The 18908-nt window shown below is 31.0% G+C and carries 17 protein-coding genes; 1 reads left to right on the top strand and 16 read right to left on the bottom strand.

Features of this window, described 5'->3' with window-relative positions:
- Positions 1–201: 201 nt before the first annotated feature.
- Together BR69_RS0116805 and purB are read right to left on the bottom strand one after the other, a co-directional pair.
- On the bottom strand, positions 202–669 hold the full coding sequence (locus BR69_RS0116805; protein WP_034850035.1) for an NUDIX domain-containing protein: 468 nt from the start codon (positions 667–669) through the stop codon (positions 202–204).
- Positions 670–761: 92 nt separating this feature from the next.
- The gene (gene purB / locus BR69_RS0116800) at positions 762–2192 is read right to left on the bottom strand and encodes an adenylosuccinate lyase (protein ID WP_027634244.1); all 1431 of its coding nucleotides are present in this window, start codon (positions 2190–2192) and stop codon (positions 762–764) included.
- A 147-nt stretch (positions 2193–2339) separates the two neighbouring features.
- On the opposite strand from purB, the gene BR69_RS0116795 reads away from it, so the two are divergent.
- On the top strand, positions 2340–2558 hold the full coding sequence (locus BR69_RS0116795; protein ID WP_027634243.1) for a DUF378 domain-containing protein: 219 nt from the start codon (positions 2340–2342) through the stop codon (positions 2556–2558).
- A gap of 49 nt (positions 2559–2607) precedes the next feature.
- On the opposite strand, the gene BR69_RS0116790 is transcribed toward BR69_RS0116795, so the two are convergent.
- The 14 genes from BR69_RS0116790 to rpsO all read right to left on the bottom strand — a co-directional run bounded on the left by BR69_RS0116790 (position 2608) and on the right by rpsO (position 18868).
- Positions 2608–2868, bottom strand: a complete 261-nt coding sequence (locus tag BR69_RS0116790) for an HPr family phosphocarrier protein (RefSeq protein WP_027634242.1) — start codon at positions 2866–2868, stop codon at positions 2608–2610.
- A gap of 101 nt (positions 2869–2969) precedes the next feature.
- Positions 2970–4163 (bottom strand): pyridoxal phosphate-dependent aminotransferase, encoded by a 1194-nt coding sequence (locus tag BR69_RS0116785; RefSeq protein WP_027634241.1) that lies wholly within the window; start codon positions 4161–4163, stop codon positions 2970–2972.
- 260 nt (positions 4164–4423) lie between these two features.
- A complete protein-coding gene (locus BR69_RS0116780; RefSeq protein WP_027634240.1) occupies positions 4424–4684 on the bottom strand; it encodes a stage V sporulation protein S in 261 nt (86 codons plus the stop codon).
- Between the two features lie 158 nt (positions 4685–4842).
- Positions 4843–6402 (bottom strand): ribonuclease Y, encoded by a 1560-nt coding sequence (gene rny / locus BR69_RS0116775; RefSeq protein ID WP_027634239.1) that lies wholly within the window; start codon positions 6400–6402, stop codon positions 4843–4845.
- Positions 6403–7147: 745 nt separating this feature from the next.
- The gene (recA, locus tag BR69_RS0116770) at positions 7148–8188 is read right to left on the bottom strand and encodes a recombinase RecA (RefSeq protein WP_027634238.1); all 1041 of its coding nucleotides are present in this window, start codon (positions 8186–8188) and stop codon (positions 7148–7150) included.
- Between the two features lie 152 nt (positions 8189–8340).
- On the bottom strand, positions 8341–8931 hold the full coding sequence (pgsA, locus tag BR69_RS0116765) for a CDP-diacylglycerol--glycerol-3-phosphate 3-phosphatidyltransferase (protein WP_027634237.1): 591 nt from the start codon (positions 8929–8931) through the stop codon (positions 8341–8343).
- Positions 8918–10252 (bottom strand): 30S ribosomal protein S12 methylthiotransferase RimO, encoded by a 1335-nt coding sequence (rimO, locus tag BR69_RS0116760; protein WP_027634236.1) that lies wholly within the window; start codon positions 10250–10252, stop codon positions 8918–8920. The genes pgsA and rimO overlap by 14 nt, the downstream gene beginning before the upstream one ends.
- A gap of 69 nt (positions 10253–10321) precedes the next feature.
- Entirely contained in the window at positions 10322–12643 is a 2322-nt protein-coding gene (locus BR69_RS0116755; RefSeq protein ID WP_027634235.1) for an FtsK/SpoIIIE family DNA translocase, read from the bottom strand.
- 91 nt (positions 12644–12734) lie between these two features.
- Entirely contained in the window at positions 12735–13436 is a 702-nt protein-coding gene (locus BR69_RS0116750) for a ClpP family protease (RefSeq protein WP_027634234.1), read from the bottom strand.
- Positions 13437–13487: 51 nt separating this feature from the next.
- Positions 13488–14684, bottom strand: coding sequence for an aspartate kinase (gene dapG, locus BR69_RS0116745; RefSeq protein WP_027634233.1), 1197 nt, complete (start codon positions 14682–14684; stop codon positions 13488–13490).
- A 26-nt stretch (positions 14685–14710) separates the two neighbouring features.
- Positions 14711–14986 carry a YlmC/YmxH family sporulation protein gene (locus tag BR69_RS0116740; protein ID WP_027634232.1) on the bottom strand — a complete coding sequence of 92 codons (276 nt, stop codon included), beginning with the start codon at positions 14984–14986 and terminating at the stop codon, positions 14711–14713.
- Positions 14987–15053: 67 nt separating this feature from the next.
- Positions 15054–16310, bottom strand: coding sequence for a M16 family metallopeptidase (locus BR69_RS0116735; RefSeq protein ID WP_027634231.1), 1257 nt, complete (start codon positions 16308–16310; stop codon positions 15054–15056).
- Between the two features lie 53 nt (positions 16311–16363).
- Positions 16364–18508 carry a polyribonucleotide nucleotidyltransferase gene (locus BR69_RS0116730; protein WP_027634230.1) on the bottom strand — a complete coding sequence of 715 codons (2145 nt, stop codon included), beginning with the start codon at positions 18506–18508 and terminating at the stop codon, positions 16364–16366.
- Between the two features lie 96 nt (positions 18509–18604).
- Positions 18605–18868: a 30S ribosomal protein S15 gene (gene rpsO / locus BR69_RS0116725; RefSeq protein ID WP_027634229.1), complete on the bottom strand. Its 264-nt coding sequence runs from the start codon at positions 18866–18868 to the stop codon at positions 18605–18607.
- Between the last annotated feature and the right edge of the window lie 40 nt (positions 18869–18908).

Genomic DNA, 18908 nt, shown 5'->3' with positions numbered 1-18908 from the left:
TAGCTGTTATGTAAATCAAAATATAAGGCTTTCAAAATAAATTTCTCATAGAAAAAGTACTATAAATAAAACTTAAATTTATAGTACTTTTTCTATGGATTATTCTTTTTCACTTAAAATCTATTAATAAAAAATATTTCCTAATTTGGATCGTAATATGCTAAGTTTATCTCCTCTTATATTATTAATATAAGAAATATACTATTTTTCATGTACTATAAGATCATAGTCCATAAGTTCTCCATTTTCATAAATAATCTTTCCTGAAAACATTTTATATTTCTTAAGCCATTCTAAAAATAACCTATCTCCTTTCCATAGATTAAGGTCTAAGATTTTATCATTATGGACCCAATGAAGATCCCCTTCATCACAATTTCTAATTTCCCCCTTAAAATCTTTAGCACTATATAAAAATACCAATCTATCCTCATCATAAACAAAATTAGGAAAGGTTAATATCCCCCTTAATTTAGGATTTTCTATGGTTAACCCTGTTTCTTCCTTAACTTCTCGTATTATACACTCTTCAGGACTCTCTCCCTTTTCCACCTTTCCTCCAACCCCTATCCACTTTCCATAATGGACATCATCTTTTCTTTTTATCCTATGTAACATTAATGTTTTACCTTCATGTTCTATATAGCAAATAGTAAAAACTCTTATCATTTTATCACCCCAATTTTCTATTTAATAAAATAGGATTTGATAACTAGTTAAAATCCTTATTATCAAATCCTATAATTTTAAAATTATATGCTTTAAACTGTTATTTCAGCTTTTATATCTACTAAATCTTTATTATTCTCAAGAATAGGTGTTACATACTCATCAATAAATTCTGTAACCTGACTTGGAGCTCTACCTATAAACTTTTTAGGATCTATTATAGATAATATTTCATCCTTAGAAAGCTTAAAGCTTTCATCTTTTATTATCCTATCTATTAAGTCATTATCAAGGCCTTCTCCCTTAACTCTTTGAGCAGCTTCCATTGAATGTATTCTTATACTCTCATGAAGTTCTTGTCTATCTCCACCTCTTTTAACAGCTTCCATCATTATATTTTCTGTAGCCATAAATGGTAACTCTCTATTTACATGAGCTGCTATTACCTTTTCATAAACTACCATATTTTCAGCTATATTCATATATAGATTTAACACTCCATCTAGGGCAAGGAAAGCTTCTGCCACTGCTATTCTCTTATTTGCTGAATCATCTAGAGTTCTTTCAAACCATTGAGTTGATGCAGTTATAGCTGGATTTAAAGCATCTACTATTACATATCTAGCTAAAGCTCCCATTCTTTCTGATCTCATAGGATTTCTCTTATAAGCCATAGCTGAAGATCCTATTTGATTCTTTTCAAAAGGCTCTTCTACTTCCTTCATGCTTTGAAGTAATCTTAAATCATTAGAAAATTTATATGCACTTTGAGATATTTCCGATAAGGTATTTAGTACTATAGAATCAAGCTTTCTTGGATAAGTTTGCCCTGTAACTCCATAGGATTTGGAGAAGCCCATTTTTTCTGCTATCTTTTTATCTAAAGCTTTAACCTTTTCCTCATCCTCATTAAATAAGGTCATAAAGCTAGCTTGGGTACCAGTAGTTCCTTTAACTCCCCTAAGTTTTAAAGTTCCTATAAGAAAATCTATGCTCTCTATATCCATAACTAAATCTTGAATCCAAAGAGTTGCTCTTTTGCCTACAGTTGTTAATTGTGCTGGTTGAAAATGAGTAAACCCTAAAGTTGGCATATCTTTATATCTTATAGCAAAATCACTTAAAAGTTTTATTGTTTTCACAAGCTTTTTCTTTATTAGGTTTAATCCATCTCTCATTATAATAACATCAGTATTATCTCCAACATAACAAGAGGTTGCTCCAAGATGTATTATCCCTTTAGCATTAGGACAAAGAAGTCCATAGGCATAAACGTGACTCATAACATCATGTCTTACTTCTTTTTCTTTTGCTAAGGCCTCTTCATAATTTATATCATATATATGTGCCTTAAGTTCTTCAACTTGATCCTTTGTAATATTTAGACCAAGTTCCATCTCTCCCTCTGCTAAAGCAACCCAAAGTTTTCTCCATGTAGAAAACTTCATATCATCGGAGAAGATGTAACTCATTTCTTTAGATGCATATCTGCTATTTAATGGTGTGCTATATGTATTTCTCATAAAAAACCTCCATAACGAATCTTTTTTAAATTTACTGTGTATTCATTCGCATTATAACATAATTAAAATAAAATATCAGTTATATTTTAAAATTATTCTAATATACTTTAATTAGAAAACATATTTTCAGTTTTGGGAGGATGCAATATGTACAAATTAAATTCTTTGGACAAATTAGCAGCTATATTAGTACTTATAGGAGCACTAAATTTAGGACTAATTGGTGTTTCTAACATTGACTTAGTAGGGTTACTTTTTAGTAAAATCCCTGCAGTTCATCGAGGTGTTTATATACTAGTTGGAGTGTCAGCATTATACTTAGTCTTTTTAATCTCTAAAAGCAAAAAAGCTTTAATAAGTAAATAAAATCAAAAGCCACTTAAATTTAAGTGGCTTTTGACTTATATTAACTATATTACTCTTCTAGTGACGCTATTAACTTAGCTATTTCTTCTACAGCTAAAGTTTCATCATCTCCAGATGCAACAACCGTTATATTTGCATCTTTAGTAACTCCTAATGATAAAACACCTATTAAACTCTTTACATTAGCTTTTTTTCCATTAAACTCTATGCTAATGTCAGATTTAAAAGCTGATGCTTTCTTTACTAATAAAGTAGCTGGTCTAGCGTGTAAACCTGTTGAATTCTTTACTACAACCTCTTTAGATACCATTGCTTCCACCTCTTTAACTATTTGATTTCTTAACTCCTATATTATAACATCTTTTTAACTTAGTTCAACAATTTTTCAAAAAAATTTATTGTTTATTAAAATTACTTTGATTTCTTAATAAAACTTTCTATTCTATCTAAACCTTCTTTTATATTGTCTAAGGAAGTAGCATAAGATAGTCTTATATAATTTTCTAATCCAAAAGCTACACCTGGAACTACCGCCACTTTTTCTTCTTCTAATAGCATACTAGAGAAATCTAAGGAATTACTTATTTTTTCTCCATTAAACTCTTTTCCAATAACTTTTTCTATGTTAACCATAACATAGAAAGCACCTTCTGGGTTTATACATGTAAGACCTTCTATTCCTTCTATTCTTTCCACCATAAAGTTTCTTCTATTCTTAAATTCAATTATCATGGATGAAATCTTTGAATGATCTCCATTTAAAGCTTCTACTGAAGCATATTGAGCTATAGAGTTTGGATTAGAAGTAGTATGGCTTTGAATATTAGACATAAGTTTTATTATCTCTTCACATCCAGCTGCATATCCAATTCTCCATCCTGTCATAGCATAGGACTTAGATACCCCATTAATAACTATGGTTCTCTTATATGCATCCTCTGAAAGACTAGCTATACTTATATGTTTAGTGTCTCCATATATTAATTTTTCATAAATTTCATCTGATATTATTATAAGATCATGTTCCTTTGCAAATTCTGCAATATCTATTAACTCTTCCTTAGAGTAAACAGTTCCTGTTGGATTGTTTGGGCTATTAAGTATTATAGCTTTAGTTTTTTCATTTACTGCTGCCTTTAAATCTTCTCTTGTGTATTTAAAGTTATTGCTCTCTTTGCAGTTTACGAAAACTGGATTACCATCACTTAGTTTTATAAGTTCAGGATAGCTTACCCAATAAGGTACAGGTACCAAAACCTCATCTCCTGGATTTAGTATAGACTGGAATATGTTAGCTAAGCATTGTTTTGCTCCTGTAGATACTATTATTTGTTTTCTATTATAAGTTAATTCATTATCCTTGCTAAATTTACTTATTATAGCATCCTTAAGCTCATCAATACCTGATGCAGCAGTGTAACGAGTCTTTCCAGACTTTATTGCCTCTATGGCAGCTTCTTGAATATTATCTGGAGTATTGAAATCTGGCTCCCCGGCACCAAAGCCTATAACATTTATTCCTTCTGCTTTCATAGCTTTAGCTTTAGCTGTTATGGCTAAAGTTAATGATGGTGATATTTCCTTAGCTTTTTTTGAAAGTATCATTATAAATCCCCCTAGTAATGTTATATTATTTCATTTATATGATTATCTTATAATTAATATATTATACTATTTAAAAATTTATATAAAGTTTTTCTTAAAATGAATGTTATTATTTTATAATAATAACAAAATGAAAGTTAACTTTCATATATTAAATATAACATTTACTTAAGTGTATGTAAACCTTTAATAAACTGATTTATATAACTAATTTCTATAACGAAAAAAGGAAGCTTTATATATAAGCTTCCTTTAATATTTTATCTAGGCTGAACAATTAATTTTATAGCTGTTCTTTCTTCCCCATCTATTTCGATATCAGTAAATGCTGGAACGCATACTATATCCTTTCCACTTGGTGCAACAAATCCTCTTGCTATAGCTACTGCTTTAACAGCTTGATTTATAGCTCCAGCTCCAATTGCTTGAATCTCCACTATATTTCTTTCCTTTAATATAGCTGCTAGTGCCCCTGCTACTGAATTTGGATTTGATTTTGTTGAAACTTTTAATACTTCCATTACTCTTACCCCCTAATTAATGCATTTATACTTTATAATTTAAAATTAATTCCATAGAACTATATATTCTACAAACCTTTACAAAACTCCTTTTATAATTTTTTACAAAAATAAGATACATTTTATTAAATAAAATGTATCTTATTAAAAATCTTATATTATTTTGCGTAATCTACTGCTCTAGTTTCTCTTATTACATTTACTTTTATTTGACCTGGATACTCAAGTTCATTTTCTATCTTCTTAACCATATTTCTTGCCATATCTATAGCTCCAGCATCATCTATATCTTCAGGTCTTACCATTATTCTTATTTCTCTACCAGCTTGAATAGCATAAGATCTTTCTACACCTTCATAAGAATTTGCAATTTCTTCAAGTTTCTCTAAACGCTTAATGTAAGCTTCTAGAGTTTCTCTCCTTGCTCCTGGTCTTGCTGCTGAGATTGCGTCAGCTGCTTGAACAAGAACTGCTTCTAGAGACTGCATTTCCATATCTCCATGGTGTGCTCCAATAGCATTAACTATAATTGGAGATTCATGATACCTCTTAGCTATTTCTGCTCCTATTAAAGCATGTGGTCCTTCAACTTCATGGTCTACAGCTTTTCCTATATCATGAAGTAATCCTGCTCTCTTAGCAACGGCCACATCAAGTCCAAGTTCTGAAGCCATAAGTCCTGCTAAATATGAAACCTCCATAGAGTGCTTTAAAATATTTTGACCATAACTTGTTCTATATTTTAATCTTCCAAGAAGCTTTATAAGTTCTATATGTAGACCATGCACTCCTGTTTCGAAAGTAGCTTGTTCCCCTTCTTCTTTTATGTCATTTTCAACATCTTTTTTAGCTCTTTCAACCATTTCTTCAATTCTTGCTGGATGTATTCTACCATCCACAATTAATTTTTCAAGGGCTGTTCTAGCTACTTCTCTTCTTATTGGATCAAAACTTGATAGTATTACTGCCTCTGGAGTATCATCAATTATTAAATCAACCCCAGTTAATGTTTCTAAGGTCCTTATATTTCTTCCTTCTCTGCCTATAATTCTGCCCTTCATTTCATCATTAGGAAGAGCTACCACATGAACAGTGGATTCTGATACATGATCAGCAGCACATCTTTGAATAGCTGTAGTTATTACCTCTTTAGCTCTCTTATCTGCTTCTTCACGAGCTTTGGTTTCAACTTCCTTAATCATCATTGCAGCTTCATGTTTAATTTCCTTATTAACCTCTTCTAGAAGAATATTCTTTGCATCTTCTGAAGAAAGGCCTGAAATCCTTTCAAGTTCTTCTCTTTGTTTAGAATAAAGAACTTTAACACTATCTTCTACTGCTTCAATTTCTTGGAGTTTTACACTTAAACTTTCTTCCTTTTTATCAAGGGAATCTCCTTTTTTATCAAGAGACTCTTCTCTTTGAATAAGTCTTCTCTCCATTCTTTGAATCTCGTTTCTTCTTTCCCTACTATCTCTTTCGAAGTCATTTCTTAGTCTATGAACTTCTTCCTTTGCCTCTAAAACAGATTCTTTTCTTAAAGCCTCAGCTTCTTTTTTAGCATCTTCAAGTATAACCTTAGTCTCTTTCTCCGCCTCTAATATCTTATCCTGAGATATCTTAAGTTTCTTTTTAACATTAAGATATATAAGAAATAACACTAATAACACTAATATTAATATAACAAATCCAACAATACTTATAATATAATTATTCAAAATAACACCTCCTACGCTTTTTAAGGAAACTATACTTTTATAAATATGAAAGCAAAAAGGTGCATACATTAAATTTTTGAATCAATATTACAAACCAGTATTTGCATATATTTTATATTTATTTTATATTTATTTTATATTTATGTCAAGTATGAGCTCCTCTTGTTTAGTGTATAGTAATTCTTAAATTTCACTATTTCATAACTATGCTTAATGTTCTCTTATTGATTATGTACCCTATTCTACTTATTTATTCACCTATTCACTATAATACTACCTAATATATAAATAACCTAAATAATTTTCTATAAATTTATTTACTTTAAAAATCACTTGTAAATTTATAAAAAATTATTATTAAATTTAAATATATTCTTTCAAAATACTTTCTAATAAATGCTATTAAAACTTTTCATAGCATTTTTTAATATTTATAGATATAAAAAAATTAAAAGGTGTTATAGCCTTATTTCTCCTAACTTAATAAGAAATGAATGTAAATTTTCTAAATCCTTCCCTCTACAAACTGACTTATTAAAGATACTAAATCTTCCTCTGCAATTATATAACCTATGTTCAGCGAAAACTTTAGTTAATAAACACCTTCTCTTTGAGTATAATCCTTACATGATTAATGTATTTTGTCATATATTAACTTTATCATAAATCCTTATCTTCAGAGTTTGGAATTTATTTTTTATAAAAATAAGCTGCACACTAATTATTTAGTGTGCAGCCCTTTTAATTACTTTTCTTTTTTCTCTTTTACTGGAGCAGTTGTTTCCTCTTCCGAAATAAGGTTGTGTTTTTTTCTTATTATTTTATCTATTTCTAGAGCAACATTAGGATTTTCCTTAAGATATTGCTTAGCATTTTCCCTACCTTGACCAAGTCTTATATCATTATAGGAGAACCATGCTCCGCTCTTTTGAACTATCTCCTCTTTAACTCCAACATCTAGTATATTACCTTCTCTTGATATTCCTTCATTATACATAATATCAAACTCTGCTTGCCTAAAAGGAGGTGCTACCTTGTTTTTAATAACCTTAACTCTTGTTCTATTTCCAAGGAACTCATCTCCTTGCTTTATGCTATCTATTCTTCTTACATCCATTCTAACAGAAGCATAGAACTTTAGAGCTCTTCCTCCTGGAGTAGTTTCTGGATTTCCAAACATAACTCCAACTTTTTCTCTTAACTGGTTTATAAATATAGCACAAGCATTTGACTTATTTATGCTTCCTGCAAGCTTTCTTAAAGCTTGAGACATAAGTCTTGCCTGAAGTCCTACGTGGGAATCTCCCATTTCTCCTTCTATTTCCGCTCTAGGTACTAATGCAGCAACAGAGTCTACAACTAGAACATCTACTGCTCCACTTCTAACTAGGGCTTCTGCTATTTCTAAAGCTTGCTCCCCTGTGTCTGGTTGAGAAACTATTAAATTGTCTATGTCAACACCTAATCTCTGTGCATAAGTTGGATCAAGAGCATGTTCCGCATCTATAAATGCTGCTACTCCTCCAGCTTTTTGTGCCTCTGCTACTATATGTAGTGCAACTGTTGTTTTACCTGAAGATTCTGGTCCGTATATTTCAACTATTCTTCCTCTTGGAACTCCTCCAATACCTAAAGCAATATCTAAATCTAAACATCCACTAGAAATAGAATCTAGCTTTAAAATACTATTTTCTCCTAATTTCATAATTGAGCCTTTTCCAAATTGCTTTTCTATTTGACCCATTGCCGCTTCAAGGGCTTTTAACTTATCCATATCTACTGCCATTTGGCCACCATCCTCTCCGAACATCTGTTCTTATTTTTTATTATATCTTACATATTATTTATAGTCAATAAGAAATATTATAAAAGTTCCTAAACTTTAGGAACTTTATATTAGTTATATTCAATTATATCCATGAATATATAGTTTTAAACTTATTTGTCAACCTTTATGGCCTCTTTATTTTTTATAAAATAATCTATACCTGAAATCAAGGTAATTATAACTGCTACATATAAAGATATTTCTGGAACAATATCAAAAAACTTACTTAGTAAATCACTACTTGCAACATATCGTCCCCATGATTCAGTTTCTGTAATATTAAACTTTAATAATAAAAGTATTATAGCACCTATTTGTATAACAGTCTTAAGCTTTCCCCAATAACTAGCTGCTATTACTATTCCCTCTGAAGCAGCTACTGTTCTAAGTCCACTTACAGCAAATTCTCTAGCTATTATAATTACTGCTGCCCAGCTAGGTATTATTTGAAACTCTACTAAGGATATTAAAGCAGCTGTTACAAGAAGCTTGTCAGCTAGTGGATCCATTATTTTTCCAAACCTAGTTATTTGATTTCTACTTCTTGCTATGTATCCATCTAATTTATCAGTAAGAGAAGCTAAAATGAATATAGCAGTGGCTATAAACGTTCCATATGGTATATATCGTACAGCTATAAATACTAAAAATATAGGTACTAAAAATATTCTTAAAAGTGTAAGCTTATTAGCTAAGTTCATCTTCAACAACCCCTATTAAATCATATTCTAAAGCCTCTTTTATCTTTACCATAACAATAGTTCCTAGTTCTAACTTAATAGTTTTATTAATATAAACTAGTCCGTCTATATCTGGAGCCATAGCTCTTCCTCTTCCTATGTAGTAATCTTCACTCTCTTTATCTATTATTACCTCATAGCTTTTTCCAATACTTTCTTTCTTTATCTCCTTGGATACTTCTTTTTGTATACTCATTATTTCCTTTTGTCTCTTTTTCTTAATCTTCTCATCAATCTGATTATCCATTTTAGCTGCTGGAGTATCTTCTTCCCTTGAATAAGTAAAAACTCCAAGGTTGTCTAACTTATATTCCGTTACAAAATCCTTAAGTTCCTCAAAATCCTCTTCTGTTTCTCCTGGAAAACCAACTATTAAAGAAGTTCTAAGTGTCATATCTTTAATCCTTCTTCTCATTTTATCTATTACATTTAGTATAGATTCTTTATTGGTTTTTCTTGCCATTTTACTTAGTATATTATTACTTATATGTTGAATTGGTATATCTAAATAATTACATACTTTTTCATTAGTAGCTATTTCTTCTATCATTTCATCTGTTATTTCTTCTGGATAGCAGTAAAGAATTCTAATCCACTTAAGACTTTCTATATGACTTAATTCTCTTATTAATTTTACAAGAGACTTTTCTCCATAAAGATCTTCTCCATATTTAGTTGTATCTTGAGCAACTAAAATTATTTCCTTTACTCCACTTTCACAAAGAGATTTAGCTTCTTTAACTATATTCTCAATTTTTCTACTTCTAAACTTTCCTCTTATCTTAGGAATTATACAATAAGTACAAAAATTGTTACAACCTTCAGCTATTCTTATATAAGCACTATGCCCTTCTGTGGTTATTATTCTTTCCCCTTCATTTATTGTTTCATTTTGGTACTCACACTTAATAACCTTTTCTTTGTCCACAAGAAATTTATCAATATGTTCTATTAGATTAGTGTAGTCATTAACGCCAAGAAGAATATCTATTTCTGGCATAATATCCATAAGTTCTTTACCATATCTTTGAGTTAAACATCCTGTAGCAACTAAAACTTTGCAGTTATACTTTGTTTTAAAGTCTGCCATCTCTAGTATGGTATCTATGGATTCTTGCTTTGAGCTCTCAATAAAACCACAGGTGTTTACTATAATTATCTCCGCTTCTTTTGGATTATTCGTTATCTCATAGCTATGCTTAAGCTTAGCTAAAATAATCTCGGTGTCAATCCTATTCTTATCACACCCTAAGCTTATTATTCCTACCTTGTATTTAGCCACTGATTTTCCTCCTACGTCTTCAAATATACAAATTAATTTTATATCTCTTTCATAATTAAAACAAGTATTTTAATTATAATTTTCATTTATTTCATCTTTAGATACAAGAACCTGCCTTGGCTTACTCCCATCCTTTTCTGATATAATTCTTCTTTCTTCAAGTTCTTCCATTATTCTAGCAGCTCTATTAAATCCAACTCTAAGTCGCCTCTGAATAAAAGATGTAGATGCTTGACCTGATTCTACAACTATTCTTATAGCCTCTTCTAAAAGGGCATCTCCTTCTCCTGATTGAGAATTATCACTAGATAATGATGCATCATTATTTATATGATCTAGTATTTCTTCTTCATATTCAAACTCTTGACCTTGGTTTTTTATAAAGTTTACTACTTTTTCAACTTCTTCCTCAGATATAAACGCTCCCTGAATTCTTAATGGTTTAGATTCTCCCACTGGATAGAATAACATGTCTCCTTTTCCAAGCAGCTTTTCAGCTCCTGCTGAATCTAATATAGTTCTCGAATCTATCTGAGAAGAAACAGAAAATGATATTCTAGATGGAACATTAGCCTTTATAACTCCTGTTATTACGTCAACAGATGGTCTTTGAGTTGCTATTACAAGATGCATTCCAGCTGCTCTAGCCTTTTGAGCAAGTCTTGCAATATATTCTTCCACATCATTTGCACATGCCATCATAAGGTCAGCAAGCTCATCTACTATAATAACTATCCAAGGCATCTTTTCTTCTATTCTACCCTTGTTATAAAGTTCATTGAACCCTTCTATATTCCTAACTCCATTATCAGCAAAGAGCTTGTATCGTCTTTCCATCTCATTTACTGCCCAATTTAAAGCTGCTGCTGCCTTTTTAGGGTCTGTTACTACTGGAATTAATAGATGAGGTATTCCATTGTAAACATTAAGCTCTACAACTTTTGGGTCAACCATAAGAAGTTTCACATCCTCTGGAGAATATTTATATAAAAGACTTACAATAAGGGTATTTATACAAACACTTTTACCAGAACCTGTGGCCCCTGCAATAAGAAGGTGAGGCATCTTAGTTAAATCTGCTACTATGCATTTTCCTCCTATATCCTTTCCAAGAGAAAAGGATAGATTTTTCTTAGAATTTTTAAATTCCTCTGATTCTATGACCTCTCTTAACAGTACTGGGGTAAGATCCCTGTTAGGTACTTCTATACCTACAGCTGATTTACCTGGTATAGGAGCCTCTATTCTAACCCCCTTTGCTGCTAAGCTAAGGGCTATATCATCAGATAGATTAACTATCTTACTTACCTTTACTCCTGCACTAGGCTGAAGTTCAAATCTAGTAACAGAGGGTCCTTTTATAACCTGTAATATTTTTGTTTCAACGCCGAAACTATTAAGGGTTTCTTCTAATTTAGCTGCATTAGATAAAAGTTCTTTCTTATCTTCTTTATTCATTTTAGCTAAGGTATTTTGATTTAAAAAGTCTACTTCTGGAATCTTATATTCTATGTCCTCAAAAGGACTTCCTATAATTTTAGAGTTAAGCTCATTATTTATTTCCTCTTTAATAGAATTATCTACCTGCTCTTTTTTTCTAGCCCCTCTTTTACTATCATCCCCTTTAAATATTGGCTTCTCTTCTTTATACTCATCCTTCTTTTCTATATCTTCTTCGTCTAATATGGTGGAATTTTTCATAAAATCTAATATTTTTATTTTACTATTTATTCCCTTAATAAACTCTTCTTTACCTTCAATGTTCTCCTCTGGCTTTTCTAATATTCCTATTATACCTTCTGACCCTTTAGTTTCTATAATCTTTTTTCTTTCTCTTCTTGTGAGAGCCTTACTCTTAAATGTATTTCCTACATCATATAAAGAAATATCAAATATTATTATAATGGCTATCACATATATAGCCAAATAAAGAACATAGGAAGCCCCTGCCCCTAAAAGACTGTATATAGGATAACTAATAATCATTCCAAGGATTCCTCCATGGAATGTTTCCCCTCCAGTTACAAGAAACTTTATGCCCTCTGAAAATTCTCCTACAAGATAGCTTTCCCTATTAATAAGTTGTACAAAACATAAAGTATTTATAAGAAGCCCTACCATTAAGTAAAAGTTCTTATTCATTGTAGTCTTTACATCTTTCTTAAATATAAGAGAAAATCCATAGAACATTAAATAAAATGGAGTTAAGTATGCCCCTATTCCCACCAATGAAAATAATATATTTTTTAAAAATGCTATAAGTGATCCTTTAGAATTAAAAAATATGGTTATAGCAAAGATTATACCAAGAGCCATATAAACAACTCCATGAATCTCTGGATTTCCACTACTAGTATTTTTTGAAGTATTTTTTGCTTTTTTTCTAGCCATATGTTTCACCTCTTCTCTTATGTATTTCTACAGCTTGAAAAAATCTCCTTTTAATTATAACAAAAATTAAACCATAGGTAAGTCCCTATGGCTAATTTTTTTCATCCTCTTTAATTAATTGATCTAGCTTATCTAAAGCGTCCCTTACTCCTCCTACATTATCTATAAGACCTATATCCACAGCTTGGTGTCCTATAAGTATTGTACCCATATCATTCATAAGTTCATCTGTCTGCATCATAAGTTCACTTAACTTATCTTTACTTATCTTAGATGTCCTTATCACAAAATCATTTATTCTTTCTTGCATTTTATTAAAATACTCAAAGGTTTGAGGAGCTCCAATCACAAGTCCATTCATTCTAATAGGATGAATTATCATAGTAGCAGATGGTGATATAAAAGAATATTTAGCAGAAGTAGCTAGTGGAACTCCTATAGAGTGCCCTCCACCTATTACAAGAGATACTGTTGGCTTACTTAGACTTGTTATCATCTCTGAAATAGCAAGACCAGCCTCTATATCTCCTCCCACAGTATTCAACATAATAAGTATTCCTTTTACATTATTATTTTGCTCCATAGCTATAAGCTGAGGTATTATATGTTCATACTTAGTAGCCTTTGTTTGAGGTGGAAGAACTATATGACCTTCTATTTGCCCTATTATAGGCAAAATTTGAACTCTTTCATCCTTATTCTCAACTACATCATTGTTTCCAAATTCTTTTATATTCTCACGAGTTTCTTTTTCTTCCCTTAACTCTTCCTTTTCTTCATTATCTCTACACATATTAATCCCTCCTATATAAACTTAGTCTGTTCATATAGGCAGATTATTATACTATGACATAAAAGTTTTATGAATTACATTTAAAGCTCTTTTAATATTTACTGTATGAACTAAACACCAAATAGTGGTATGGGAGTCTGCTGTTTGAAGAACTTCTATCTTTTCTCCCTTTAGTGCCTTTAATATTTTAGCCATAACTCCTGGTACCCCCACCATTCTTGAACCTATTATAGAGAGTTTACTACAGTCATCTATATGACTATACTTCAATTCCATTTTTTTCATTATCTCATCAAATTTATTAAAACAATTCTTATCTATAGTAAATGTCTTCTGATTTGGAAATATGTTTATAAGGTCTAGACTAATATTATTTTCTGCTAATATATCTAAAACTTCATCTAAATCATTATTATTTTTATTATCTTCGCTTAACACATTTATCTGTATTCTATCACTCATATGTGTTATACCTGTCATTATGGAACTTCCATTTTCATCTCCAATACTATTTATAAGAGTTCCATGAGAGTCACTCATGGTATTCCTTATTACCAGAGGAATATTTCCCCTCATTGCCATTTCAACAGCTCTTGGGTGAATTACCTTTGCTCCTTGATCTGCAAATTGAAATACCTCATTATAACTTATCTTATCTATTAGGCATGCTTCTCCTACTATTCTAGGATCTGCCGTCATTATTCCATCTACATCAGTATATATTTGTATTTCTTTGGCTTTTAAGGCAACCCCTAGTACTGCAGCAGTAAAGTCACTAGCACCTCTTCCTAGAGTAGTAAAATATCCATCTTCTGTAATTCCTTGGAACCCTGTAACAACTGGAACTTTACCCTTCTCTAATAAAGAAAGAATATGCTTTGTATCTACTCTTGATACTTCTGCATCATTAAAATTATCATTAGTTATAATTCCTGATTGCCCTCCAGTAAGTGGTATTGCATCTATATTAGCATTAAAAAATTCATTGCTCATTACTACAGAACTTATTATCTCTCCGCAACTTAGTAATAAATCTAATGGAAGTAAATTATTTTGTTTAAAATTATTATCTACTAAAGATAGTAAGGTGTCCGTAGCATAGGGTTCCCCTTTTCTTCCCATGGCGGATACTACAACTACTGGAGTAAACCCATCTAATATAGCTTTTTTCACCTTCTCTATAACCTTAAGTCGTCTTTCCTTAGTTGATACAGAAGTTCCTCCAAATTTTTGAATTAGTATCTTCACCTTTTATTCCCCCTTCTTAAGCTTCATCAGATCTTGCTTTTCCTTATTAAATTATCTTCTACATCTAGTATTATAGTCTTTGCTCCAATTTTCTTTACATATTCCCAAGAAATTTCTAAAAATTCATTATTATTAAAAAAACTAAACTTACTTTGATTATTGTTTATTATAAGTAATTTAAAATTTCCATCATCATCTATAACTACATCATTGTTTGATAAATAATTGTATTTTTCACCATCATTAATATTTATTATTTCATATCTTTCAAGTTCACTAAAGTACTTTAACTTATCACTCATTTTCTCATCCTCCTATATTAAACTATATTTTAATATATGATAAATGAGTGCAATATTATTCCCTTAGTTACTTTAGTATATTTTTAACCTTATTTATTTCCACATTATTTCCAACTAAGGCGCAATTAAAAATCCCCTTAGTAAATGTGCTATCAATAACTTCTAGTATTTTATCATAGGTAACTTCATCTATTTTCTTAATTATATCTTCTGGCTTATTTATTTTATTTAAAAACATTATTGATTTTCCATTTGAAAACATCCTACTACTTGTGCTTTCTAGTCCTAATATATAATTACCTTTTATTTGCTCTTTAGCTATATCTAAATTAAATTTATTAATTACCTCTTTGGGGAATCTTTCTATTTCCTCTTTGATTACAGATATAGCATCATATACATAATTTGGCGATACTCCTGTATATATGTTAATAGCTCCTGTATTTATAAATGAAGAACTATAAGAGTAAACTGTATAACATAGTCCAAGTTCTTCTCTTACCTTTTGAAATAACAGAGAAGATACTCCCCCACCAAAGAAATTATTTATAAGCAATAATGGATATACATCCTTATGACCTAAAGATAGTCCTTCAAGACCTAAACTTAAATGCACCTGCTCTATAGCTTTTTCTTTGTATAAAATATTTTTTAAAATTTTGGGTGTTGAATAAGATAGGGTATTTTTTTCTTTTGCACTCCAATGCCCAAAATACCTCTCTACTAATTGCTCAGCCTTATTAAGGTCCACATTACCACATATTGATATTACAGATCTTTCAGGTGTATAGTTAGAGTCTATGTATTCTTTTAAAAGACCTTTGTTAAAAGATTTGACAGTTTTTTCTGTACCTAATATAGGATAGGATAAGGTATCTTCTCCCCATATGGCATAGCTATGTAAATCTGATAAAACATCTTCTGGAGAGTCTTCTCCCATATTTATCTCTTCAATTACAACACTTTTTTCCTTTTCCATTTCTTCTTCGTTAAAGGTGCTATTGAATAACATATCCGAAAGCACATCTAATGAAAGGTCTAAATGGCTATCTAAAGCCTTTATGTAATAGCAGGTAGCTTCTCTTCCTGTAAAGGCATTTAATTGCCCTCCTACATTTTCTATAGCTTCTGCAATATCCTTTGCAGACCTATTTTCGGTACCTTTAAAAAGCATATGTTCTATAAAATGAGATATTCCATTATTTTCTTTGTTCTCATTCCTCGATCCATTTTTAAACCATAATCCTACACTAACAGAATTAACATAATCTATCTTTTCTACAACAACTCTTAAACCATTATGAAGTTTAAATACATTGTACATAAATTCCCTCCGTAATATAAAAAAATAAAAAGGCATTACCTGCCCTTCTATTTTTAATTTGTTACTTCTTCAGTTTCAGAACCTTTTTCGGAATCTTTTTCAGAATCTTTTTCAGAATCCTTTATAGCATCTTTTCTAGATAGGTTAATTCTTCCTTGAGCATCTATATCTGTAACCTTAACTAAAATTTCATCTCCAGCAGATACTATATCCTCAACCTTATTAACTCTATTTACATCTAATTTAGATATATGAACAAGACCTTCTTTTCCTGGAAGAATTTCAACAAAAGCTCCAAATGCAGCAATCTTTGTTACTTTTCCAAGATAAATTTCTCCTGCCTTAATTTCTTTTGTCAAATCTTCTATTATCTTAACAGCTTGTTTTCCACTTGTAGTATCTACTGCAGTAACAAATACTTTTCCATCTTCTTTTATGTCAATCTTAACACCAGTTTCAGCTATTATCTTATTAATAGTCTTACCACCTGCACCTATAACATCCCTTATTTTTTCAGGATCTATAGAAAGACTGAAAGTTTTTGGAGCGTATTTAGAAACTTCTTCTCTTGGTGCTCCTATACATGCATTCATTTTATCAAGCAAGAATAATCTAGCTACTCTAGCATCTTCTATACTCTTCTTAATACAAGTATTAGATAACCCCTTAAGTTTTGTATCTACCTGTATAGCAGTTATACCTTTTTCAGTTCCTGCTACCTTAAAGTCCATATCTCCAAAGAAGTCTTCTATACCTTGTATATCTGTTAATACTTCTTCTTCAGTTAAGTCTTCACTAGTAACAAGTCCCATTGCTATTCCAGCCGCTGGTCTCTTTATAGGCACCCCTGCATCAAGTAACGCTAAGGTACTTCCACAAACACTTGCCTGAGAAGTTGATCCATTAGAACTTAATACTTCTGAAACAAGTCTTACAGTGTATGGAAAACTTTCTTCTGATGGTATTAATGGTTCTAAAGCCTTCTCCGCTAAAGCACCATGACCAATTTCACGTCTTCCTGGTCCTCTTAAAGGTCTAACTTCTCCTACACTATAAGCTGGGAAGTTATAATGATGCATATACCTCTTGGATTGTTCTTCACCTATACCATCTATTATTTGAATATCGCCTAAAGCACCTAAAGTAGCTACTGTAAGTACTTGAGTAAGTCCTCTTGTAAATAGACCTGTTCCATGAGTTCTTGGAAGTAAAGATACATCACAAGATATAGGTCTTATTTCATTGAACCCTCTTCCATCTGGACGTATTTTATCATTTAATATCATATTTCTAACTACTTTTTTCTGTATTCTGTATATTACATCGGAAATATCTGCTTTATTATCTGGATATTTTTCATCAAAGGTTTCAGAAACTTTTTCCTTAACCTGATCCATTGCTTTATTTCTTTCATCCTTATCTGTAATATACATAGCTTCCTTAATCATGTCAAAAGCAAAGTCCTTAACTTCATTCTCTAAGGATTCTTCCACCTCATAAACTTCAAAGTCAGCTTTCTCTTTTCCAAACTTATTTCTAGCTTCTATTTGGAAATTAACAAGGTTTTGACACTCTTTAAATCCAAACATAATAGCATCATACATTACATCCTCAGGTATCTCATCTCCACCTGCTTCTATCATCATTATTTTTTCTTGTGTTGCACAAACAGTTAATGACATAGAACTCTTTTCTCTCTCTGAAGAGGTTGGATTTAGTATAAATTCTCCATCAATTAATCCCACGGAAACTGTTCCAACTGGATCTACAAAAGGAATACTTGATATGAAAAGTGCTGTTGAAGCTGCATTGATTGCAAGTATTTCTGGAAGATTATCGTTTTCTACTGACATAACCGTACAAACTACTTGAACATCATTTCTATAACCCTTTGGAAATAAAGGTCTAAGTGGTCTATCTATAGCTCTTCCGTTTAATATAGCTTTCTCGGAAGGTCTTCCCTCTCTCTTTATAAATCCACCTGGTATTTTACCAACTGAATATAATCTTTCTTCATATTCAACGCTTAGAGGGAAAAAATCTATGCCATCTCTAGGTTTTCCTGAGGCATTTACATTTACAAGAATAACTGTATCTCCATAACTCATCATTAGGGCTGCATCTGAAAGCCTACCAACTTTCCCATATTCAATTTTCATGGGTCTGCCTGCAACTACAGTTTCAAGTGTATGGTGCATACAACGACCTCCTTTCAATCTAATAATAGTATTAACATATTTTACTTAATTATTAATTTTTTAAAATAATAGAGCGGAAAAATCCGCTCTAATAAATTATCTTCTTAATCCTAATTGTCCAATGATAGTTCTGTATCTTTCGATATCTTGATTCTTTAGGTAATCTAAAAGACCTCTTCTTTGTCCTATCATCATGAATAGACCTCTTCTTGAGTGGTGGTCTTTCTTATGAGTTCTTAAGTGATCAGTTAGAGAGTTTATTCTCTCTGTTAATAATGCTATTTGCACCTCTGGAGATCCTGTATCTCCTTCGTGTCTTGCATAAGTATTCATTATTTCTTGTTTTCTTGCTTTTTCCATTATAAGCACCTCCAAAATATTATCCCCTAACTCCAAGAAA

This window comes from Clostridium hydrogeniformans DSM 21757, from assembly GCF_000686705.1.
Taxonomy (GTDB): Bacteria; Bacillota; Clostridia; order Clostridiales; family Clostridiaceae; genus Clostridium_Z; species Clostridium_Z hydrogeniformans.
The sequence above is the reverse complement of the archived record's forward strand: the minus strand, read 5'-3'. Positions and strand labels throughout refer to the sequence as shown.

What these genes read in the sequence shown, in the direction of transcription:
- BR69_RS0116755 (WP_027634235.1), bottom strand. Translation starts at nt 12,643, where the DNA reads ATGGCTAGAAAAAAAGCAAAAAATACTTCAAAAAATACTAGTAGTGGA.
- BR69_RS0116805 (WP_034850035.1), bottom strand. Translation starts at nt 669, where the DNA reads ATGATAAGAGTTTTTACTATTTGCTATATAGAACATGAAGGTAAAACA.
- rpsO (WP_027634229.1), bottom strand. Translation starts at nt 18,868, where the DNA reads ATGGAAAAAGCAAGAAAACAAGAAATAATGAATACTTATGCAAGACAC.
- BR69_RS0116785 (WP_027634241.1), bottom strand. Translation starts at nt 4,163, where the DNA reads ATGATACTTTCAAAAAAAGCTAAGGAAATATCACCATCATTAACTTTA.
- pgsA (WP_027634237.1), bottom strand. Translation starts at nt 8,931, where the DNA reads ATGAACTTAGCTAATAAGCTTACACTTTTAAGAATATTTTTAGTACCT.
- BR69_RS0116735 (WP_027634231.1), bottom strand. Translation starts at nt 16,310, where the DNA reads ATGTACAATGTATTTAAACTTCATAATGGTTTAAGAGTTGTTGTAGAA.
- BR69_RS0116730 (WP_027634230.1), bottom strand. Translation starts at nt 18,508, where the DNA reads ATGCACCATACACTTGAAACTGTAGTTGCAGGCAGACCCATGAAAATT.
- BR69_RS0116750 (WP_027634234.1), bottom strand. Translation starts at nt 13,436, where the DNA reads ATGTGTAGAGATAATGAAGAAAAGGAAGAGTTAAGGGAAGAAAAAGAA.
- BR69_RS0116780 (WP_027634240.1), bottom strand. Translation starts at nt 4,684, where the DNA reads ATGGAAGTATTAAAAGTTTCAACAAAATCAAATCCAAATTCAGTAGCA.
- purB (WP_027634244.1), bottom strand. Translation starts at nt 2,192, where the DNA reads ATGAGAAATACATATAGCACACCATTAAATAGCAGATATGCATCTAAA.
- BR69_RS0116740 (WP_027634232.1), bottom strand. Translation starts at nt 14,986, where the DNA reads ATGAGTGATAAGTTAAAGTACTTTAGTGAACTTGAAAGATATGAAATA.
- BR69_RS0116795 (WP_027634243.1), top strand. Translation starts at nt 2,340, where the DNA reads ATGTACAAATTAAATTCTTTGGACAAATTAGCAGCTATATTAGTACTT.
- BR69_RS0116790 (WP_027634242.1), bottom strand. Translation starts at nt 2,868, where the DNA reads ATGGTATCTAAAGAGGTTGTAGTAAAGAATTCAACAGGTTTACACGCT.
- recA (WP_027634238.1), bottom strand. Translation starts at nt 8,188, where the DNA reads ATGGCAGTAGATATGGATAAGTTAAAAGCCCTTGAAGCGGCAATGGGT.